The sequence below is a fragment of the Clostridium tarantellae genome, assembly GCF_009295725.1.
GTDB lineage: Bacteria > Bacillota > Clostridia > Clostridiales > Clostridiaceae > Sarcina > Sarcina tarantellae.
On record NZ_WHJC01000031.1, the window covers coordinates 1 to 20,055 of the forward strand.

General features: G+C 26.4%; 19 protein-coding genes and 1 pseudogene. 4 read left to right on the forward strand and 16 right to left on the reverse strand.

Features of this window, described 5'->3' with window-relative positions; genetic code table 11:
• The 3 genes and pseudogenes from GBZ86_RS04255 to GBZ86_RS04265 all read right to left on the reverse strand — a co-directional run.
• Positions 1 to 377: pseudogene (locus tag GBZ86_RS04255) on the reverse strand (hypothetical protein); the annotation flags it as partial.
• 6 nt (positions 378 to 383) lie between these two features.
• Positions 384 to 1,025 carry a recombination regulator RecX gene (gene recX / locus GBZ86_RS04260; RefSeq protein ID WP_152888069.1) on the reverse strand — a complete coding sequence of 214 codons (642 nt, stop codon included), beginning with the start codon at positions 1,023 to 1,025 and terminating at the stop codon, positions 384 to 386.
• 3 nt (positions 1,026 to 1,028) lie between these two features.
• Positions 1,029 to 2,273: a M16 family metallopeptidase gene (locus GBZ86_RS04265; RefSeq protein WP_152888071.1), complete on the reverse strand. Its 1,245-nt coding sequence runs from the start codon at positions 2,271 to 2,273 to the stop codon at positions 1,029 to 1,031.
• A gap of 102 nt (positions 2,274 to 2,375) precedes the next feature.
• On the opposite strand from GBZ86_RS04265, the gene GBZ86_RS04270 reads away from it, so the two are divergent.
• Positions 2,376 to 3,050 (forward strand): response regulator transcription factor, encoded by a 675-nt coding sequence (locus tag GBZ86_RS04270; RefSeq protein WP_152888073.1) that lies wholly within the window; start codon positions 2,376 to 2,378, stop codon positions 3,048 to 3,050.
• 3 nt (positions 3,051 to 3,053) lie between these two features.
• Positions 3,054 to 4,571 (forward strand): sensor histidine kinase, encoded by a 1,518-nt coding sequence (locus GBZ86_RS04275; RefSeq protein WP_152888075.1) that lies wholly within the window; start codon positions 3,054 to 3,056, stop codon positions 4,569 to 4,571.
• A gap of 86 nt (positions 4,572 to 4,657) precedes the next feature.
• Here the strand turns inward: GBZ86_RS04275 and GBZ86_RS04280 are convergent, their stop codons facing one another.
• The 4 genes from GBZ86_RS04280 to GBZ86_RS04295 all read right to left on the reverse strand — a co-directional run bounded on the left by GBZ86_RS04280 (position 4,658) and on the right by GBZ86_RS04295 (position 8,482).
• Positions 4,658 to 5,296, reverse strand: coding sequence for a lactate utilization protein (locus tag GBZ86_RS04280; RefSeq protein WP_152888077.1), 639 nt, complete (start codon positions 5,294 to 5,296; stop codon positions 4,658 to 4,660).
• Positions 5,297 to 5,440: 144 nt separating this feature from the next.
• Complete coding sequence (gene ymfI, locus GBZ86_RS04285) at positions 5,441 to 6,187, reverse strand: elongation factor P 5-aminopentanone reductase (RefSeq protein ID WP_152888079.1); 747 nt, start codon at positions 6,185 to 6,187, stop codon at positions 5,441 to 5,443.
• Between the two features lie 14 nt (positions 6,188 to 6,201).
• Entirely contained in the window at positions 6,202 to 7,140 is a 939-nt protein-coding gene (locus GBZ86_RS04290) for a dipeptidase (protein WP_152888081.1), read from the reverse strand.
• Between the two features lie 109 nt (positions 7,141 to 7,249).
• Entirely contained in the window at positions 7,250 to 8,482 is a 1,233-nt protein-coding gene (locus GBZ86_RS04295) for a serine hydroxymethyltransferase (protein ID WP_152888083.1), read from the reverse strand.
• Between the two features lie 182 nt (positions 8,483 to 8,664).
• On the opposite strand from GBZ86_RS04295, the gene GBZ86_RS04300 reads away from it, so the two are divergent.
• Both GBZ86_RS04300 and GBZ86_RS04305 read left to right on the forward strand, forming a co-directional pair.
• Positions 8,665 to 9,432: a threonine/serine exporter family protein gene (locus tag GBZ86_RS04300; RefSeq protein WP_152888085.1), complete on the forward strand. Its 768-nt coding sequence runs from the start codon at positions 8,665 to 8,667 to the stop codon at positions 9,430 to 9,432.
• Complete coding sequence (locus tag GBZ86_RS04305; protein WP_152888087.1) at positions 9,405 to 9,896, forward strand: threonine/serine exporter family protein; 492 nt, start codon at positions 9,405 to 9,407, stop codon at positions 9,894 to 9,896. The genes GBZ86_RS04300 and GBZ86_RS04305 overlap by 28 nt, the downstream gene beginning before the upstream one ends.
• Positions 9,897 to 9,993: 97 nt before the next feature.
• Here the strand turns inward: GBZ86_RS04305 and GBZ86_RS04310 are convergent, their stop codons facing one another.
• The 9 genes from GBZ86_RS04310 to GBZ86_RS04350 form a co-directional block, all read right to left on the reverse strand.
• A complete protein-coding gene (locus GBZ86_RS04310; protein ID WP_327444041.1) occupies positions 9,994 to 10,272 on the reverse strand; it encodes a metal-sensitive transcriptional regulator in 279 nt (92 codons plus the stop codon).
• Positions 10,273 to 10,446: 174 nt separating this feature from the next.
• Positions 10,447 to 12,231 (reverse strand): aspartate--tRNA ligase, encoded by a 1,785-nt coding sequence (aspS, locus tag GBZ86_RS04315; RefSeq protein ID WP_152888089.1) that lies wholly within the window; start codon positions 12,229 to 12,231, stop codon positions 10,447 to 10,449.
• Between the two features lie 16 nt (positions 12,232 to 12,247).
• A complete protein-coding gene (gene hisS / locus GBZ86_RS04320) occupies positions 12,248 to 13,495 on the reverse strand; it encodes a histidine--tRNA ligase (protein WP_152888091.1) in 1,248 nt (415 codons plus the stop codon).
• Between the two features lie 13 nt (positions 13,496 to 13,508).
• Positions 13,509 to 14,954, reverse strand: coding sequence for a coproporphyrinogen III oxidase (locus GBZ86_RS04325; RefSeq protein ID WP_152888093.1), 1,446 nt, complete (start codon positions 14,952 to 14,954; stop codon positions 13,509 to 13,511).
• The gene (locus tag GBZ86_RS04330; protein ID WP_152888094.1) at positions 14,944 to 15,561 is read right to left on the reverse strand and encodes an MBL fold metallo-hydrolase; all 618 of its coding nucleotides are present in this window, start codon (positions 15,559 to 15,561) and stop codon (positions 14,944 to 14,946) included. Before GBZ86_RS04330 ends, GBZ86_RS04325 begins: the two co-directional genes overlap by 11 nt.
• Before the next feature lie 20 nt (positions 15,562 to 15,581).
• Positions 15,582 to 16,031 (reverse strand): D-aminoacyl-tRNA deacylase, encoded by a 450-nt coding sequence (dtd, locus tag GBZ86_RS04335; protein WP_152888096.1) that lies wholly within the window; start codon positions 16,029 to 16,031, stop codon positions 15,582 to 15,584.
• Between the two features lie 14 nt (positions 16,032 to 16,045).
• Positions 16,046 to 18,241, reverse strand: coding sequence for a RelA/SpoT family protein (locus tag GBZ86_RS04340; protein ID WP_152888098.1), 2,196 nt, complete (start codon positions 18,239 to 18,241; stop codon positions 16,046 to 16,048).
• 132 nt (positions 18,242 to 18,373) lie between these two features.
• Entirely contained in the window at positions 18,374 to 18,892 is a 519-nt protein-coding gene (locus GBZ86_RS04345) for an adenine phosphoribosyltransferase (RefSeq protein WP_152888100.1), read from the reverse strand.
• A gap of 48 nt (positions 18,893 to 18,940) precedes the next feature.
• The gene (locus tag GBZ86_RS04350; protein WP_152888102.1) at positions 18,941 to 19,792 is read right to left on the reverse strand and encodes a DHH family phosphoesterase; all 852 of its coding nucleotides are present in this window, start codon (positions 19,790 to 19,792) and stop codon (positions 18,941 to 18,943) included.
• Positions 19,793 to 20,055 lie beyond the last annotated feature (263 nt).

Below are 20,055 nucleotides of genomic sequence, written 5' to 3' on the forward strand. Positions count from 1 at the left end.
ATTTTTCTACTATTCTTATTTAATTTAATCATAAAGGGCTTTATAGTTAAATAATCTATAATTTTTAACAACTGTTTTGTTATAAAATAAAAACAAGCTGTTATTAAACTAAAAGTTATTATTAAAACTATATGTGGTAATGAATTAGTTTTTTCTATAATATCTCCAAATTCAACAACTAAAATAGACATACACTTATCTAATATAGGAAAACTATTAAATATATAAAAAGTTAATAGAATAGCTATAAATAAGCTTAAATATTTCCCTATTTCTTTTATTTCACTATGGGCTCTTTTTATATTAAACTTCTTTAACAGAGCAAAAATTAAAGAACTTATAAATACTAAAATCAATAAAAAATCTACTATATTCATATTTATCTACTCCATAAAACTATTATGATTTGTTAGTGTTTTTATAATTTCTTTTGTACAATCATAACTGTAACCTTTTCCTATAAGAAATCTGTTTAATTTTTGTGAAAGTTTAAACTTATCTGATTCTCTTTTAACTAAAATATCATATTTTTTTTTGGCTAAATTAAGGGCAATTTCTTTTTCATTAACTTCATCTAATTTGTTTAAATTTTCATTTATAAGTTCTTCATTTATTCCTTTTTTTATAAGATTGTATTTTATTTTATTTCTTCCCTGAATTTTGCCCTTATCTTTTATATACATTTCTACAAACTTTTTATCATTTATTAAATTATATTCCTTTAAACTAATAAAAGCCTGTAAAATTATCTCTTCTGAATATCCTTTTAATAAAAGTTTCTCTTTCATTTCTTTTTCTGTTTTATAGCTTTTTTCTAAAGTTTTCAAAGCTGAATTTTTACATTTTATTATTTCATCTCTATAAACTATTTCTTTTATTTTCAATAAATCTATTGGTAAATCTTTTTTTAGTCCTTGTTTATAAACTATTTCTAAGTCACAAGCAAAAGCAAAATCTTCATCTATATAAACATTTACTCTATTTTTATTCCTTTTTTGCATTTCAATATTTGTAATTTTACTCATAAATCACCTCTTAGATTTTAATATATGAATTGTAGGATTATTTAAATATTTATTAGCAACTTCATATAAATCTTCAGGTTTTATTTTCTCTAAAAGTTCCATGCTAGTTACCAACTCATCTAAACTCTCCCCCTCTAAACTCTGAATTAATGCATAATTACATAATTCACTAGAATCTTCAAGAGTTGATATAACTCCAGTTTTATGAATTTTCTTCATTATAGATAACATTTTTTCATCAAAAATTATCTTACTATCTTTAATATCTTCAATACATTTATTTATCACTTCTTTACTTTCTTCTATAGATTCTTCACCGACAGCTGTAAAAATATTCATTATATTCATATTTTTTGACAAATCCATATTACTATAAACATCATAAGCTAATCCTCTATTTTCTCTTAATTCTCTAAATAAAATAGAATTAGCACTTTCCCCTAGTTTATGATTCAATATTCTAAGTGGCATTTCATGTTCTTTTTTAACATCCATAAAAGAAAACAGATATGTTATTGTACTTTGCTCAATATTATTTTTATATGTTGTTTTTTCTATAGCTATATTTTTTTCTTTTAATACATCTATTTTTTCTTCAACAGAACCTATCCAATTACAAAAATTCTTAATTATCATTTTCTGCATTTCTTTATGAGATAAAGAACTTACCATTACTATAGTAGTATTATCCGGAGTATAATATTTTTTATAAAAATCTTTTAAATCATTACTATTAAAACTTGATACTGTTTTAGTAGTTCCTAATACATCACACCTTAACGGTGATTTTTTAAATGCAATTTCATTAGTTCTATCAAAGCTAACATCTTCCACATCATCTTTTCTTGTTCTAATTTCAGCTAAGATTACCCCTCTTTCTTTATCTAATTCTTTTTCTTCTATTGTAGAATTTAATAACATATCTGATAATAAGTTTGTAGCATTTTCAATTTCTTCTTCTAAACAATTTATACTATACACAGTTGAAGTATAGTCTGTATATGCATTATATTCTCCTCCTAAAGCCTCTAATTTACTATTTAATTCTTCATTAGATTTACTTTTAGTTCCTTTAAACATCATGTGCTCTATAAAATGACATATACCTTTTTGTTTATTATTTTCATATAATGCTCCTATTTTCACACCTATATTTATAGATGCTAACATAGTATCTCTACTTATTGTTATTATTTTCAACCCATTATCTAATACCTTTGTTTTTTCATCAAAAGTCCATTTGCTCATTAAAACTCTCCTAATCTATTTATTTTTAATTTTTCATTGTATAATAAATTGTATAATAACATGTAAGCTTAAAGCAATATGGATTTTTGAGGTGATACAAATATGTCAAATACTAATATCCTAATAGTTGAAGATGAAATAAGACTTCGTCTTCTTCTTAGAGATTATTTAAAAAAAGAAAACTTTAATATTTTAGAAGCTTCAGATGGTGAAGAAGCTTTAAAAGTTTTTGCAAGTAATAAAGTTGATTTAATAATTTTAGATGTTATGATGCCTAAATTAGATGGTTTTAATGTATGTAAGGAAATAAGAAAAGTTTCTACAATTCCTATTATATTATTAACAGCTAAAAGTGAAGAAGAAGATAAATTGTTTGGATATGATATTGGTGCTGATGACTACATAACAAAACCATTTAGTACTAAAGTTGTAGTAGCTAAAGTTAAAGCTTTATTAAAACGAATAAATTTACCTAAAGATGAAAACATAGTTGACTACAGTGGATTAAAAATAAATAAAGTTTCTCATCAAGTTTTAATTGAAAATGAAGAAATTTATTTATCTCCTAAAGAATATGATTTACTTTTATATTTATCTACTAATGAAGGTATAGCATTATCTAGAGATAAAATTTTAGATAATGTCTGGGGATATGATTATTTTGGTGATATAAGAACGGTAGATACTAATATTAAAAGATTAAGAGAAAAATTATTAAATAAATCTGATTATATTGCTACTGTAAGAGGTAGTGGCTATAAATTTGAGGTGAAATAAAAAATGAAAAGAAGCATCTCAAAAAGAATTTTTATAATTACTTTTGGAATAATGTTATTTTTAGTAAATTTTATAATGTGCTTTCAAATATTCTTTTTTCAAAAATTTTATTTAGATACTAAAAGTAAAAATTTAAAAAATAGTGTTATGAAATTTAGAACTTTATATTCTTTCGATATAACTAATAGTAAAACACTTTATAAAGCTCTTAGTTCATTTGAAATGGATCACAATGCTAAGATAGCTATATATTCTACTGCTGGAAAAGTACAATATTTAGCTGATCCAAATAGTGCAGATTCAGAAATAATAATAAGGCTTAATCAAATTTTTCGTGAATTATATTACGATTCTGACTTTACAAATTCGCTTTTAAACTCTAATCAAGCACAAATAAAATTATATAATAGCAGTGAATTTGACTCAAAATATATTGTATGTATGGTTCCCTTTTCATTATCGTCAGAAAAAGATTCTGTACTTATAGCTATTACTTCATTCAAACCTATAGAAGATGCTGTTTATGTAATTAAAGAATTTTATAAATATATATTAATAGTGGTTATTATTTTAGGATTAATTCTTTCTTATATATACTCTAATTTAATTTCTAAACCTTTAATAAAAATAACTAAAACAGCAAAAAAAATGAGTGCTATGGATTTTAGTGAAAAATGTGCTATGCATGAGGTATCTAGAGAAGATGAAATAGGTGATTTAGCAACTACTTTAAATTTTTTATCATTAAATCTATCTAATGCTTTGGATAATTTAAAAATTAAAAACTCTAAATTAAAAGAAGATATAGAGAATGAACGTCGTTTAGAAAAGCTTCGTAAAGATTTTATTGCTGGAGTTTCTCATGAATTAAAAACACCAATTGGAATAATTTCTGGATATGCTGAAGGTTTAAAAGATGGAATAGCTGATGAAAATTCTAAAGACATTTACTTAGATATAATAATTGATGAAGCAGATAAAATGAATAAATTAGTTTTAGATATGTTAGAATTATCCAAATTAGAATCTGGAAAAATGGAATTAACTTTAAATAATTTTTCTCTTTATGAATTAATTTCAGATGTAACAATGAAAAATTTAGTAGATATAAGACATAAAGATTTAGAAATAATTAAAGAAATTCCTGAAAAAGATGATTTTATAGTTGTTGGAGATGAATTTAAAATAGAGCAAGTTTTAACTAACTTCTTAACTAATGCTATAAAATATACTCCTAAAAATGAAAAAATAATAATAGCACTTCATAGACATAATGACTTAATATATTGTTCTATTGAAAATACAGGAGTAACTTTTAGTGAAAGTGAATTGTCAAAAATATGGAATCAATTTTATAGAGGCGATAAATCTAGAAATAGAAACTCTAAAAGTACTGGTTTAGGTTTATCCATAGTAAAAAATATTTTGCAATTACATGACAGTTCCTTTGGAGCTTTGAATACAAACAAAGGTGTTAAATTTTATTTTACTTTAAAAGCAACAAACATATCCTCTTCTTAAAAGTATTTACTTAATAAAAAAAAGTCATGATTTAATTAATATCTTTATATCATGACTTTTTTCATATTTTATATTAAATACTATTTTTAATAACCTACTTCATCACCAATTACTATTACAGTAAATCTTCCTGGAAATTTAGCTCCATTTTTCACTATGGATACATAATTACATAATCTTCCTTTCACAAAACAATCATCACATTGTCCTGTTTCTACACAAGGAGTTTTATGATTAATTCTCTTAGCATTCATTATTGCTACTTTTTCAATCCTTCTCATAGCTTCATCAATATCTTTAACTAACTTATTTGCACCAACAACAATTATAACTTTTTTAGGTCCAAATATCATTCCTGCTGCTCTATTTCCAGAGCAATCCATATTAACTAATTCTCCATTCTCTGTTATAGCATTAGTGCTCGTCACTAAAAAATCTGCAATCATAGATTGTCTCATAATTTCTACAATTTCCACAAAAGGTAACTGCTGATATCTATCATAAAATTTATAATCACCATTTCTAAATGTATTTATTAAATCCATTTCATTTAATGTTACTGAGCCACCTAATGCTATACTTGAACCCTTAGGAATAAGCTCTAAAACTTTTTCTTTTGCTTCATTAATGTTATTTACATAAATAGCATTATATTTTTTATTATCTAAAATCTCCACCATTTTTTTGCCATCACACTCTAATTTCCACTTTTGTACTTTATCCATCATCTTCACTTCCCTAAAATATAGTAAAATTTAAATATAACTTGAATTTTTACTATATTTTATCACAAATAATAATTATGTACTAATTATGTAAACAGCATTAAGCAACTTGTAATGATATGATTATAAGTTATCTTATTCTTTCTATAACATTCCTCCATCTACAGTTATAATTTGTCCTGTTATATAGGATGAATCTTTAGAACATAAAAATAATACTGTTTTTCCAATTTCATAAATTTCTCCAAATCTACTCATAGGAATTTCATTATTTAAAGCATTTTTTTCTTCTTGTTCCATCCATTCATTCATTGAAGTATTAATAACTCCTGGAGCAACACAATTTACTCTAATTCCCCATGGAGCTACTTCTTTAGCTAATGATTTTGTAAAAAGATTTATTCCTCCCTTTGTTGTAGAATAAGTAACTTCACAAGATGCTCCTACATTACCCCAAATAGAAGAAATATTTACTATACTTTGGTTTTTTCCTTTCAAAAGTAATGGTATTAATTTATTAGTTAATTTCATAGGTCCTATTAAGTTAGTATTAATAATTTCTTCTATATCATTAAAATTTAAATCCATAAATAAGCCGATATTAGATATACCTGCATTATTCACAAGAATATCTAACTTGCCAAAACTCTTCATTATACTTTCAACTATTTTAATTATATCTTTATCATTACTAAGGTTTCCACCTAAAGCTAAAGCATTTCCCCCTTCTGCTTTTATATATTTTACAAGCTTTAAAGCACTATCTTCATCTTTATTGAAACCTACTATAACAGTAGCTCCTGCCTTAAATAACTCTAAAGCAATTCCTTTTCCTATACCATTTGAAGCTCCTGTTACATATGCTATTTGACCTGCAAGTTTACTATTCATAATTTAAATCCTTTCTATTTTAAAACTTCTCTTATAACTCTTTCAATATTTTTATAAAATATTTTCTCTATCTCATCTAAGGTAAATCTTTGCTTCTGTAAAGCATTTGCTAAAAATTCCATTTTACTAGCATCTTTAATTTCAACTTCATTATCTATGCCATCAAAATCAGATCCTAAAGCGATACAATCAACTCCTCCAATATGTTTAATATGTTTAATATGTTTAACCATATCTGAAATCTTACTTACTTCTGATTCACCTAAAAAATCACTACAAAAATTTATTCCTGTAACCCCCCCATTATTACTTAAAGCTTTTACCATAGCATCTGTTAAATTTCTACTATGATTACATACATATCTAGAGTTTGAATGTGACGCTACAATAGGATATTTAGAATATTTTATTACATCCCAAAAACCACCATCAGATAAATGAGATGTATCAATAATCATACCTAAATTATTCATTTCCTCAACAACTTCTATTCCAAATTCTTTTAGCCCCGCATCTTTAAATTTATATTCATAATTAGGATAAGCTATTTTATTTTCAAAATTCCAAGTTAAAGTCATTAAAGAAATTCCCTCTGATTTAAATTTTCTTAATTTATTTATATCACCTTCAATAGCTTCACCCTCTTCTATTGTGATAAATGCTCCTATTTTATTATTATTTTTTGCTTTTAAATAGTCCTCATAATTTCTACACAATACTATATCAGAACTATTCAACATTAATTCTTTTTTAAAATTATTAAGCATTTTATCACATTTATCATATTTACTTTTATCTTTTTCTGTTTCTATAAATAATGCAAAAAATTGTGCTAATGCATTACCTTCCTTTAATTTTTCTATATCTACCTTTAAATCATTTTTTTTTAATGTTTTATCCTTTAACTCTAATAATAAAGATGCTGTATCACAATGAAAATCTATAAAATCCATATTATTTTTTCCTCCTATACTTAAATTTCATAGAAATAAAATGCATGATTTAACAAATTTAATTAATCATGCATTTATTTTCTCATTTTTAAATTAATACTATTTTTATTTAATATAGTGGATGTTTATCACAAAGTTGTGTAACTCTTTCTTTTACCTGTGATAAATCTCCTTGTTTTAAATTTATTGTATCATTTATTATACTTGCAATTTCTTTCATATCATCTTCTTTAAATCCTCTAGTTGTAACTGCTGGGGTACCTATTCTTATACCACTTGTAATAAATGGGCTTCTTTTTTCATTTGGAATAGTGTTTTTATTTAAAGTTACCCCTACGCTATCTAAAATATTTTCAGCTTCTTTTCCAGTTATATTTTTATTTGTTAAATCAACTAATAATAAATGATTATCTGTTCCATTAGATACTAACTTAAACCCATATCTCTCTAACTCTTGTCCTAATACTTTAGCATTTTTAACTACTTGTTTCATATATTCTTTATATTCGTTACTTGAAGCTTCTTTAAAGCATACTGCTTTAGCAGCTATTACATGCATTAATGGACCACCTTGCATTCCTGGAAAAATATTTTTATCTAAATCTTTAGCATATTTTTCTTTACAAAGTATTAGTCCTCCTCTAGGTCCTCTTAAAGTTTTATGAGTAGTTGATGTTACAAAATCAGCATACGGTATTGGAGACGGATGTATTTCTGCCGCTACTAATCCTGCTATATGTGCCATATCAACCATTAAATAAGCTCCTATTTCATCAGCAATCTCCTTAAATTTTTTAAAATTAATGACTCTTGAATATGCACTAGCTCCTGCTATTATCATTTTAGGTTTATGTTTTAATGCTAAATCTCTTATATTCTCATAATTAATTTCTTCGCTTACATTATCTACTCCATAAGAAACAAAATTAAATAATTTTCCAGAAAAATTCACCAATGAACCATGAGTTAAATGCCCGCCATGGCTTAAGTCCATTCCTAAAACTGTATCTCCTGGATTTAATACTGTAAAATAAACTGCCATATTAGCTTGTGAACCTGAATGTGCTTGAACATTAGCATGCTCTGCTTTAAACAAATTTTTTGCTCTTTCTCTAGCTAACTCTTCAATATTATCAACTATATGGCATCCACCGTAATATCTTTTTGAAGGATATCCTTCTGCATATTTATTAGTTAAATAAGAGCCCATAGCCTCCATAACAGCTTCACTTGTAAAATTTTCTGAGGCTATTAATTCTATACTATTTTTTTGCCTTTCTAACTCATTTTCTATTAAACAATAAATTTCTTTATCTTCATTTTTTAAATTATCAAAATTCATACTTTCACCTCAACTATATAAAATTCTTATTCTAAATTATATGCTTATTGATTTTATTTATCAATAAAATTATTTCATTTTAATTTCTTATTCTATATAATATTTTTTTCCACTATGTTATAATACATTTATTGTTTTAGCAACATATATTATTGAATTTATTCACAAATGGAGTGTTTAAAATGAGTATAGATAAAATATTACATGTAGCTACTTTTGCTGGACAAATAATATTAGAAAATGGTGGTGAAACTTATAGAGTTGAAGAAACCATATGTAGAATTTGTCATGCCTATGGAGTTCATTATGCCGACAGTTTCGTAACTCCTACAGGAATTATGGTTTCAATTAGTGATGAAAATCATTACACTTCAACATTAATAAAAAGGGTTAAATCTCGAACAGTAGATTTGCAAAAAATTCATTTAGTAAATGATCTTTCTAGAAGTTTAATGGTAAATAATCTTACTGTAGATGAAGTTTATGAAAGTTTAGTAGAAATAAATCGCACTACTCGTTATAATAATCGCATTACTATTTTATTTTCAGCCTTATGTGCTGCTGGTTTTGCTGCTATGTTTGGAGCAAACTTTACTGATTGTATAGTATCATTCTTTGTTGGAATAGCTATAAAAATATTTACATTAAAAGCTGATGCTCTTAATATTAATAGCTTTTTTATTAATAGTATAGGTGGAGCTATTGCTTCTTTTTTAGCTTTAATTTTCTATCATTTTAATATAGGTACTAATATAGATACTATTATTATTGGTAGTATAATGCTTTTAGTTCCAGGACTAGCGATAACTAATGCCATAAGAGATACTATAGCTGGTGATTTAGTTTCTGGCCTTACAAGAGCCGCTGAAGCATTTTTAACAGCTGTAGCAATAGCTGTAGGTACAGGTATTGTATTAAGCTTATGGATAAGTTATATGGGAGGTATTTAACAGTGCTTTTAAATGAAATTTTATCATCTTTTATTGCTACATTAGGATTTGGTATATTATTTAATATAAAAGGAAAAAATCTAATTTTTGCTAGCTTTGGAGGAACTTTAGGTTGGATAGTTTATAAAATAACTTTATCTTATGGATTAAATGAGATTCCTGCAATGTTTATTTCTTCTATAATTTTTAGTATTTATTCTGAAATATGTGCAAGATTTTTAAAAACTCCTGTTACTACCCTAGTAATTTGTGCACTAATTCCTTTGGTTCCTGGTGGTGGTATGTATTATACAATGTATGAAGCTATACAGGGTAATATAATAGCTTCCTTAAATAAAGCTTTAACAACCATTTCTGCCGCTGGTGCTCTTGCATTAGGTGTAATATTTGTTTCTACTATAACTAGACTTATTAACTCAGCAAGAAAAAAATATTATTTTAAAAGTAAAAGATTAAATTATTAATTAAATAAGTTTTTTAATTTTTTATCTACATATATGAAACTTGTTTAAATAAAAATAGTACTAAAGCATTTTTAAAAATACTTTAGTACTATTTTTATTACTTTATAAAACTATTTAAAGTCTTAATAAGCTGCTCCAATCCTTCTGCACCCTCATTTGTATCATCTATTCTCATACAATTTCTTGCATAATTCTCCATTATTAAAATTCCAACTTTATTAATAGCAGCTCTTATGGCAGATATTTGAGTTAATACTTGTCTGCCACAAACATCATTATCAACCATTCCTTGAATACCTTTTACCTGTCCTTCAATTCTTCTTAATCTTATTAAAATATCCTTTCTTAGAGCTTCATTCTTTTCTTCATCATGCACCTTTTACCACTACCTTATTAATTATTTTTTCATTTATACATTATTAAAACTACACAATTATAATTGTACTACATATTCCATTATAAAATAAACTTTTATGAAAAAGTAAAGCAACCTAAACTTATGAAATATAACAATATTTCTTTAAATTTAGATTGCCTTTATTAAAATATATTATTCTTCTACTTTAATAGCACTAATTCCAAGCTCTTCTAATTGTTTTTTATCAGCTACATTTGGTGCTTCTGTCAAATAACAAAATGCATTTTGATTTTTAGGGAATGCTATAACATCTTTTATATTATCAGTTCCAGCTAAGAACATTATCATTCTATCTAAACCAAATGCTAATCCGCCGTGTGGTGGTGGCCCAAATTTAAAGGCTTCTAATAAGAAACCAAATTTTTCCCAAGCTTCTTCCTTTGTGAACCCTAATACTTCAAACATTTTTTCTTGAATTTTTGTATCATGAATTCTTATAGAACCTCCACCTAATTCTTCTCCATTTAATACTAAATCATAAGCCTTTGCTCTAACTCTACCTGGATCATTATCTAAATACTGTAAATCTTCTTCCATAGGCATTGTAAATGGATGATGAGCTGCAAAATATCTTCCTTCTTCTTCATCATATTCTAGCAATTCAAATTCTGTTATCCACACAAAATTAAATTCATTCTTATCTTTTATTAAATTAAATTTTCTAGCAAGTTCTAATCTTAATTCTCCTAAACTCTTAAATACAACAGAATTTTTATCTGCAACTATAAGAATCATATCTCCAGTTTCAGCATTCATAGTTTCTATTATTGCTTTCATTTCCTCTTCTTTTAAGAATTTAGCTATTGGTGATTTAATTTCACCTTCTTTTAATTGAATCCAAGCAAGTCCTTTAGCTTTAAATCCTTTAACAAATTCACCTAATCTGTCTATATCTTTTCTTCCCATATTAGCTCCACCTTTTAAGCAAAGAGCTCTTACAGAACCATTGTTAGCTAAAGCATCATTAAACACTTTAAATTCACAATGTTTAACAACTTCACTAAGATCATGTATTTCCATACCAAATCTTAAATCTGGTTTATCTGAACCATACTTATCTCTAGCTTCTCTAAATGTCATTCTTTTTATAGGAAGTGGTATTTCTACTCCTAATACTTCCTTAAATACATGAGCAACTAACCCTTCATTTAAAGATATTATATCTTCTTCATCTACAAAAGCCATTTCTAAATCAACTTGAGTAAACTCAGGTTGTCTATTAGCTCTTAAATCTTCATCTCTAAAGCATTTAACTATTTGGAAGTACTTATCAAATCCTGATACCATTAATAATTGTTTAAATAATTGTGGTGATTGAGGAAGTGCATAAAACATTCCTGGATAATTTCTTGATGGTACTAAATAATCTCTTGCTCCTTCTGGAGTTGCTTTAGTTAACATTGGTGTTTCAACCTCTAAGAAACCATTGTTATCAAGATAATCTCTTATTGCTTTAGAGGCTCTATGTCTTATTTTAAAAATATTTTGCATATCTGGTCTTCTTAAATCTAAGTATCTATATTTTAACCTTATGCTTTCTGCTGCATCTAGATTTTCTTTTATATATATTGGAGGTGTTTCTGACTCAGAAAGTATTTTTATTTCATCAGCCATTAATTCCACCATACCTGTTGGCATATTAGGATTTACAGATTCTCTTTTAACTATTTCACCAGTTACGGCTATACAGTATTCTGGTCTAACTTTTTTAGCTTTTTCTAATATTTCTTCGCTTAAGTTATCTCTAAAAACAACCTGTAATACTCCTTCTCTATCTCTAAGGTCCATAAATTGAAGACCTCCAAGATTTCTATTTCTTCCAACCCAACCCATTACAGTTGCAGTTTGACCTATGTGTTCTTCTCTTACCTCTCCACACATTATGTTACGCTTTAAACCATTTAAAGCTTCACCCATTTGTAACTCCTCCTATCTATTTAACTATATTAGCTATTTCTTGTATATTGCTTAAAGAAACTTGGAATTGTTCCCCATCGCTCATTCTTTTTATATTTATCTTATCTGCTTCTATTTCTGAATCTCCAATTACAAATGTATATTGAGCTCCTATTTTATTAGCATACTTCATTTGAGCTTTAACACTCTTTCCTAAATGATCTATTTCTGCTTTTACACCTAATTTTCTAAGTTCAAATGCTAGTTTCATTGATTGTAATTTAGCAATATCACCCATAGCACCAATATAAACATCACATCTATTTGTCATAGGTATTTGTATTCCTTCCTCCTCTAAAGTTAAAAGAAGTCTCTCTAAACCTAATGCAAATCCCATAGCTGGTGTATCCGGTCCACCTATTTCTTTTACAAGATAGTCATACCTTCCACCACCACAAAGTGTTAAGCCATCTTTTATTATTTCAAAAACAGTTTTGCTATAATAATCTAATCCTCTAACAATTTGTGGATCTATATTATATTGTATTCCCATAATATCTAAATAATTTTTTAATTTACTAAAATGTTCGTTACACTCATCACATATAAAATCTAATATTATAGGTACATCTTTAACTATTTGTTTACAAGATTTTTCTTTACAATCTATAATTCTCATAGGATTTTTTTCGAATCTTGTTTTACAAGTACCACAAAGATTTTCATAATTAGCTTTTAAATATTCTTTTAAAGCTTCATTATATTTAGCTCTACAAGTCGGACATCCTAAACTATTTATATTTAAGCTTAATCCTTCTATTCCAAAGTCATTTAATACTCTCATTACTAAAGAAATTAATTCTGCATCAATAGAAGGTTCTTGTGAACCAAAAACTTCAATACCATATTGATGGAATTGTCTTAATCTTCCCTTTTGCATCTTTTCATATCTAAAACAATCTGTAAAATAATATACTTTAGTTGGTTGAGCATCTGCATAAAGACTATTCTCAATAAAAGCTCTAACAGTTGGAGCTGTTCCTTCTGGTTTTAAAGTTATACTTCTTCCACCTTTATCTTCAAATGTATACATTTCTTTTTGAACCACATCTGTTGTTTCCCCTACACCTCTTTCAAAAAGTTCCGTAGCTTCAAACATAGGTGTTCTTATTTCCCTAATTCCATACTCTGCTGATATTTCTCTTAATTTTCTCTCTATGTAATTCCATTTATAAGCATCTCCAGGTAACATATCTTTAGTACCTTTTTGCGCTTGAATAGCCATAATTTAAATCCTCCTATTTTTTGCTATATAGTGTATCTAATAATTTAATTTTACCTTCTATCATTTCATCTATACGCTTTACATATTCTTTAACATCTTTAACATTACCAAATCTTTCAATTCTATTTTTTCCCTCATTTAAATAAACTACTTTAGATACAGCATCAGCACCTAATGCTATTATTGTTTGTTTATCTTCAATCATTTGAATATTATAAATGCACTCTTTATCTTTTCTAGCATATCCTACATTCTCCATATTTCCAACCATATTTTTTTGTCTATACATATAGTATGGATACATGTTTAAATCCTCTGATAATTCTTTACTTTTTTTATACATTATATTAAGATGCTGTTGATTAGCAATCTTGATAATTTTTTTCAATACTAAATTTTCATAAAGTCTAGAAGCTCTTTTTATTGATAATCCATGTACTGTTAAGCTATCTGGATTTAACTTTTTTATTAATTTACACGTAGTTTTTACTTCTTCTAAATCCTCATTAGGTAATCCAATTATCATATCCATATTAATATTATCAAAATCTAAGCTTCTTGCTAATTTAAATTTTTCTATAACATCATTAGTTAAATGACCTCTACCTATTGCTTTTAAGCTTTTATCATTCATAGTTTGAGGATTAATTGATATTCTAGACACTTTATACTTTTTCATACTTTTAAGTTTTTCTTCAGTAATGGAATCCGGTCTTCCACATTCTACTGTAAACTCTTTTATATTTTTTTCATAAATAAAGCTTTCATATATATGCTTCATTAAGTCTTCAAATTGTTCATTATTTATAGATGTAGGTGTTCCACCACCAAAATAAACAGTTTCTATAGTTAACTTATTATTATGAATATAATCTTTAATATTATTGATTTCTTTTTTTAAAGCTTCTAAATAATTATTAACATCTTTTTTACATGAAGCTATGGGATTGGCTGCAAATGAACAATATAAACATCTAGTAGGACAAAATGGCATTCCAACATAAATACTAATACTTTTTTCATCTTTATTTACGAATTTGCTCTCTACCTTTGCCACATCTATGCACAGTCTAGCTTTTTCTTCCTTAGCTAAATATGTTTTTTCAAAATATTTAATTACTTCCTCTTCACTATAACCTTCTTCTAAAAGAGATAAGGCTATTTTACTAGGTCTTATTCCTACTAAAGTACCCCAAGGATATTCATCTTTTAACTCATTAGATAAAAACTTAAACATTCCTTTTTTTAGTTGCTCTTTAAAATTTCCATCTTCATTTATTAAATAAACTTCTTTAATATTTTTTGTTTCAATTGACATAGTATTATTGTCAATATTGATCAAATAATCATACTCAGTATACTCATTAAATTTGATTTCACAAAAAGTATGAAAAATATTAAACATTTGATATACATCATATCTATATTTTAAATCATTAAGTTTGATTTTAATATACATAAAAATCTCCTATTAAATATGGATTTCTTTTTCTTTCGTGTGCTATCGTTGTCTTAGGCCCATGTCCAGGATAAACTGTAATATTATCACCTAAAGGTAAAATACTATTTTTTATACTATCAACAAGTGTATTATGACTTCCACCCGGAAAATCACATCTACCCACTGACTCTAAAAATAAAGTATCTCCTGTAAATAAATTATCTCCTATTAAGAAACAAATTCCACCTGGAGTATGCCCTGGTGTTTCTATGCATTTTATTTTATTTTCTCCTAAATTAAATGTAGTTAAATTATCTAAGTAACCATCAGCTTTAGGAATATCTCCATAAATCATAGCTTTCTTTTCTATCATTTCTTCATCTTTTTTATTTATATAGAATGGAATATTATATCTATTTTTAAGCTCTACTACTCCACTAACATGATCAATATGACCATGTGTTAATAAAATACATTTTGGCTTTACATTTAAACTATCTATTTGGTTTATTAACATTGGGGCATCTCCACCTGGATCCATTATAATACACTCTTTAGTTTTTTCATCTATAATTAAATAACAGTTTGCATCATATATTCCTGCTGGTATAGCTTTTATAATCATAATTTTTTCCTCCTATAAAATTAAAATACTTTTTTACTATCTAATAATATTGTTACTGGTCCATCATTAATAATAGAAACATCCATATGTGCACCAAAAATACCTGTATCAACTTTAATACATTCTTCCTTACACATATTCACAAATTCATCAAAAAGCTTTTTAGCTTTTTCTCCCCCTAATGCATTCATAAAATTAGGTCTTCTACCTTTTCTACAATCACCATAAAGGGTAAATTGAGATACTAATAATAATTCTCCTTCCACATCTTTTAACGAAAGATTCATTTTACTATTTTCATCTTCAAAAACCCTAAGATTTATGATTTTATCTTTTATATATTTTAAATCTTCTAATGTATCTTCTATTCCTATTCCAATTAATACGTTAAATCCTTTATTAATAGAACCAACTACTTTATTATCAACACTTACTGATGATTTTAAAACTTTTTGAACAACCGCTCTCATATCATCACTTCCTTTTAGTTATTTACTCTATAAATATCTAATATACCTTTTAATTTTCTTATTTTTTTCATAAGATCTTTTAACTGATCAATACTATCTATTTTAACTTGAATATTTATATTAGCTGAATTATCCTTGCTAGCTTTTGCATTTAATGATACTAAAGGGAGAGCTGCTTCTGTAATTACAAGCATTACTTCAGCTAATAATCCCATTTTATCTTCAGCTTTAACTTGAATTTCAGCAACATAAGCAGCTCCTTTTGCAGTGCCCCAATTTACCTCAACAACTTTTTCTTTTTGGTTTTCTATAATATTTTTAAAATTGCTACAGTCTTTTCTATGTACTGATACTCCTCTACCTTTAGTAACATACCCAACAATTTTATCACCAGGAACAGGATTGCAACATCTTGCAAATCTTATCATTAAATTACTCAAGCCTTTTACTGTTATTCCATAACTATTAGAATTAGAAGATTTTTTAGCTTTTTCTGTCTTTGCAATTTGTTCACCTATTTCTCTATTTAATTTATCTGTATTGTTTACTTTTTCATGATGATTATGGTCTTCCTTTAGTTTAGTAATCAAGGTAGAACTTGATATAGAGTTTTCACCAACACTTGCATATAAATCATCTAAAGTGTTAAAATTGTGCTTTTTCATTATCTTTTCAAATTTTTCTCCCTTTGTTAAATCTGAAAAGTTTAATGTTTGTTTTTTACATTCTTTTTCTATTAACTCTTTACCTCTATCTACATTCTCTTCTTTTCTAGCTTTTCTAAACCATTGTTTAATTTTACTTTTAGCTTGATTACTAGCCGCAATATTTAACCAATCCATATTTGGACCTTTTGCACTAGACGTAGTTAATATTTCTACTATATCTCCGGTTTTCAACTTATAATCTAAGGTAACCATTTTACCATTAACTTTTGCTCCGATACACCTATTTCCAACATCTGTATGGATTTTATAAGCAAAATCAATAGGTGTTGCTCCTGCTGGCAAATTAATAACTACTCCTTTGGGAGTAAAAACAAAAATTTCATCTGAAAACAAATCTAACTTAAAGCCCTCCATAAATTCTTCAGCATCTGAAGTTTCATTTTGCCATTCTAAAATATCTCTAAGCCAACTTAATTTACTTTCAAAAGAAACATCTTTATTCTCATAATTCCCTAGTCCCTCTTTATATTTCCAATGTGCAGCTATTCCATACTCTGCTGTTTTATGCATCTCAAAAGTTCTTATTTGTATTTCAAAAGTCTTTCCTTCATCTCCAATTACAGTAGTATGAAGGGATTGATACATATTCGGTTTAGGCATAGCAATATAATCTTTAAATCTTCCAGGTATAGGCTTATATATAGTATGTACAATACCTAATGCAGCGTAACAGTCTTTTACAGTATTAACCAAAATTCTAATAGCTGTTAAATCAAAAATTTGCTCTATACTCTTATTTTTATTTACCATTTTTCTATAAATACTATAAAAGTGCTTTGGTCTTCCTTCTATATCACTTTCTATTGAGGCACTATCTAAATTTTCCTTCAATTCACCTATAATGCATGAAATATACTTTTCTCTCTCCACTCTTTTTTCTGCAATTTGCTTAACTAAATCATAGTATTCTTCAGTATGTAAATATCTTAATGATAAATCCTCTAATTCCCATTTAATTTTAGAAATACCTAATCTATGGGCTAAAGGTGCAAATATATCTAATGTTTCTTGTGCTTTTGATTTTTGTTTTTCTGGTGACATAAACTTCAAAGTTCTCATATTGTGAAGTCTATCTGCTAATTTTATTATTATTACTCTTATATCCTTAGCCATTGCTAAAAGCATTTTTCTTACATTATCGGCTTGTTGTTCTTCTTTTGTTTTATATTTAATCTTATTTAATTTAGTAACCCCATCTACAAGGTTAGCTACTTCTTTATTAAACAGTATTGCTAAATCATCATATGTATACTCTGTATCTTCTATTACATCATGTAACAAACCTGCTACAATAGTGTTTGTATCCATACCCATTTCAGCTAGAATAATAGCAACACTAATAGGATGGATAATATATGGTTCTCCTGACTCTCTTTTTTGCTCATTATGTGCATTGAATGCTAATTCATATGCTTTTTTTATAGTTTCAATATCCACATGATTTCCATTAGCCTGTATTTTAGAAATTAAGTTTTCTAGCATTGGATTATTCTCCCTTACTCTAAATTTTTATATAAACATATAACATTTACACTTAAAATAAAGTCAAAGGCTGGTTAATTAACCAGCCATTCTACTTAATTATATTATATTATTTACAAATTTTCAATAAAATTAAATATCATACTCTAGTAATGACATTACCTCATATCCTTTTAATTTGTCTTTTCCATTTAAATCTTTTAATTCAATTGCAAATGATAAAGCAATTACTTCTCCACCAACTTCTTCTACTAACTTTGCAACTGCTGCTATTGTTCCACCTGTAGCTAATAAATCATCTATTATAGCAACTCTTGCCCCTGGCTTAATTGCATCTTTATGAATTTCTAAAGCATCTGTACCATACTCTAAGAAATATTCTACTTTTACTGTATCTCCTGGTAATTTCCCAGGTTTTCTTACTGGAACAAAACCTGCTCCTAATGCATATGCAACTGGAACTCCAAATATAAAGCCTCTAGCTTCTGGTCCAACAACCACATCTATATTCTTATCCTTAAAGAATTTAGTCATCTCATCAACTGATTCCCTTAAAGCTTCACCATCACCTATTAATGTAGTTATATCTTTAAAACTTATTCCTTCCTTAGGAAAGTTTTCTATTACTCTTACTTTTTCTTTTAAATTCATATTATTACCTCCAAAGTAACTTTTAATAAAAATATTTTAATATCCTGTCTATCTTTTTTTTTCATTATGAAGATATTTGGTTATTTGTTCCGCTCTATCTCTATCATTAGTAGTAAGAAGTTCTACTATTATTTTAGCATTATCTTTTCTACATACTGCTCCATCTTGAGGAGTAATTTCTTTTATTATTTTACTTATATTATCATTAGTTATTTCACAAATATTATGAAAAGATTTTATTGCACATAATCCAATGCTATTAGTATACTGTAAATATTTAATTCCTTCTTTTAAAATTATTCTATTCTCACCCACAGCTTTAATATTATTAGAAACTCCACCTATTAATATCAAATCTAAATACCTATTTATACTTTTCATATTATAATATATAGCTATAGCCTGCATTAATTTAAAAATCAATCCACTTTTAGATAAATCTTTATATCTATAAAAGCAATTTTTTTCGCTTGGATTTATATAAATAGAGGAATACTTAGATTTAATTTCTTTATTCTCTGTAATTATTAAATCTATTCCTATATCATTACAAAGCTTTTCTTGCTCATCACTAACTAGACCACAGCCTACAGTTATTAAAAGCTCTGCCCCTAAAAAAGCTATATGATTTTTTATTATATTATTATCTATATCATAATTATCGCTATATTTAGGACTAACACAGTATTCAACATCAGCATTTAAATATTTTAATATAAGCAATAAAGACGAAATTCCACAAATAGAATCTACATCACATCCACCATAAATAATAATTTTTTGTCTATTATTTATAGCAAAAACTAATCTTTCTATGGCCTTATTCATATTTTTTATGTTGAAGGGACTGTATCCTGATATATAATTAGGACAATAAATACTCTCCCAAGCCTTTTGCATGATTAACTCCTCCATAATTTTAGAAAACAAATATATTATAATTTAAAATGTGCTATTTGACAAACCTTTTTCTACAAATTCTACATTTTATATAGAATTTTACTGATAATTATTTATTATTTTTAAAAAAGTAACAAATAAAAAAGCTATTCCTATAAGAATAGCCTCAGTTTGTAGACAAATAGCATTTTTGCATAAAGCAAAAATGCTATTTTTAGTTTTATAAGCAAAATTTCTAAATTTTTCAAATATATTTTTAATAT

Excerpts from the sequence above, each read along its gene's own strand:
- GBZ86_RS04340 (WP_152888098.1), bottom strand. The coding sequence starts at position 18,241 with ATGCTAGAAAACTTAATTTCTAAAATACAGGCTAATGGAAATCATGTG.
- GBZ86_RS04265 (WP_152888071.1), bottom strand. The coding sequence starts at position 2,273 with ATGAGCAAATGGACTTTTGATGAAAAAACAAAGGTATTAGATAATGGG.
- GBZ86_RS04295 (WP_152888083.1), bottom strand. The coding sequence starts at position 8,482 with ATGAATTTTGATAATTTAAAAAATGAAGATAAAGAAATTTATTGTTTA.
- hisS (WP_152888091.1), bottom strand. The coding sequence starts at position 13,495 with ATGGCTATTCAAGCGCAAAAAGGTACTAAAGATATGTTACCTGGAGAT.
- aspS (WP_152888089.1), bottom strand. The coding sequence starts at position 12,231 with ATGGGTGAAGCTTTAAATGGTTTAAAGCGTAACATAATGTGTGGAGAG.
- dtd (WP_152888096.1), bottom strand. The coding sequence starts at position 16,031 with ATGAGAGCGGTTGTTCAAAAAGTTTTAAAATCATCAGTAAGTGTTGAT.
- GBZ86_RS04350 (WP_152888102.1), bottom strand. The coding sequence starts at position 19,792 with ATGCAAAAGGCTTGGGAGAGTATTTATTGTCCTAATTATATATCAGGA.
- GBZ86_RS04305 (WP_152888087.1), top strand. The coding sequence starts at position 9,405 with ATGGATAAGTTATATGGGAGGTATTTAACAGTGCTTTTAAATGAAATT.
- GBZ86_RS04345 (WP_152888100.1), bottom strand. The coding sequence starts at position 18,892 with ATGAATTTAAAAGAAAAAGTAAGAGTAATAGAAAACTTTCCTAAGGAA.
- GBZ86_RS04325 (WP_152888093.1), bottom strand. The coding sequence starts at position 14,954 with ATGTATATTAAAATCAAACTTAATGATTTAAAATATAGATATGATGTA.
- GBZ86_RS04300 (WP_152888085.1), top strand. The coding sequence starts at position 8,665 with ATGAGTATAGATAAAATATTACATGTAGCTACTTTTGCTGGACAAATA.
- ymfI (WP_152888079.1), bottom strand. The coding sequence starts at position 6,187 with ATGAATAGTAAACTTGCAGGTCAAATAGCATATGTAACAGGAGCTTCA.
- GBZ86_RS04290 (WP_152888081.1), bottom strand. The coding sequence starts at position 7,140 with ATGGATTTTATAGATTTTCATTGTGATACAGCATCTTTATTATTAGAG.
- GBZ86_RS04275 (WP_152888075.1), top strand. The coding sequence starts at position 3,054 with ATGAAAAGAAGCATCTCAAAAAGAATTTTTATAATTACTTTTGGAATA.
- recX (WP_152888069.1), bottom strand. The coding sequence starts at position 1,025 with ATGAGTAAAATTACAAATATTGAAATGCAAAAAAGGAATAAAAATAGA.
- GBZ86_RS04330 (WP_152888094.1), bottom strand. The coding sequence starts at position 15,561 with ATGATTATAAAAGCTATACCAGCAGGAATATATGATGCAAACTGTTAT.
- GBZ86_RS04270 (WP_152888073.1), top strand. The coding sequence starts at position 2,376 with ATGTCAAATACTAATATCCTAATAGTTGAAGATGAAATAAGACTTCGT.
- GBZ86_RS04280 (WP_152888077.1), bottom strand. The coding sequence starts at position 5,296 with ATGGATAAAGTACAAAAGTGGAAATTAGAGTGTGATGGCAAAAAAATG.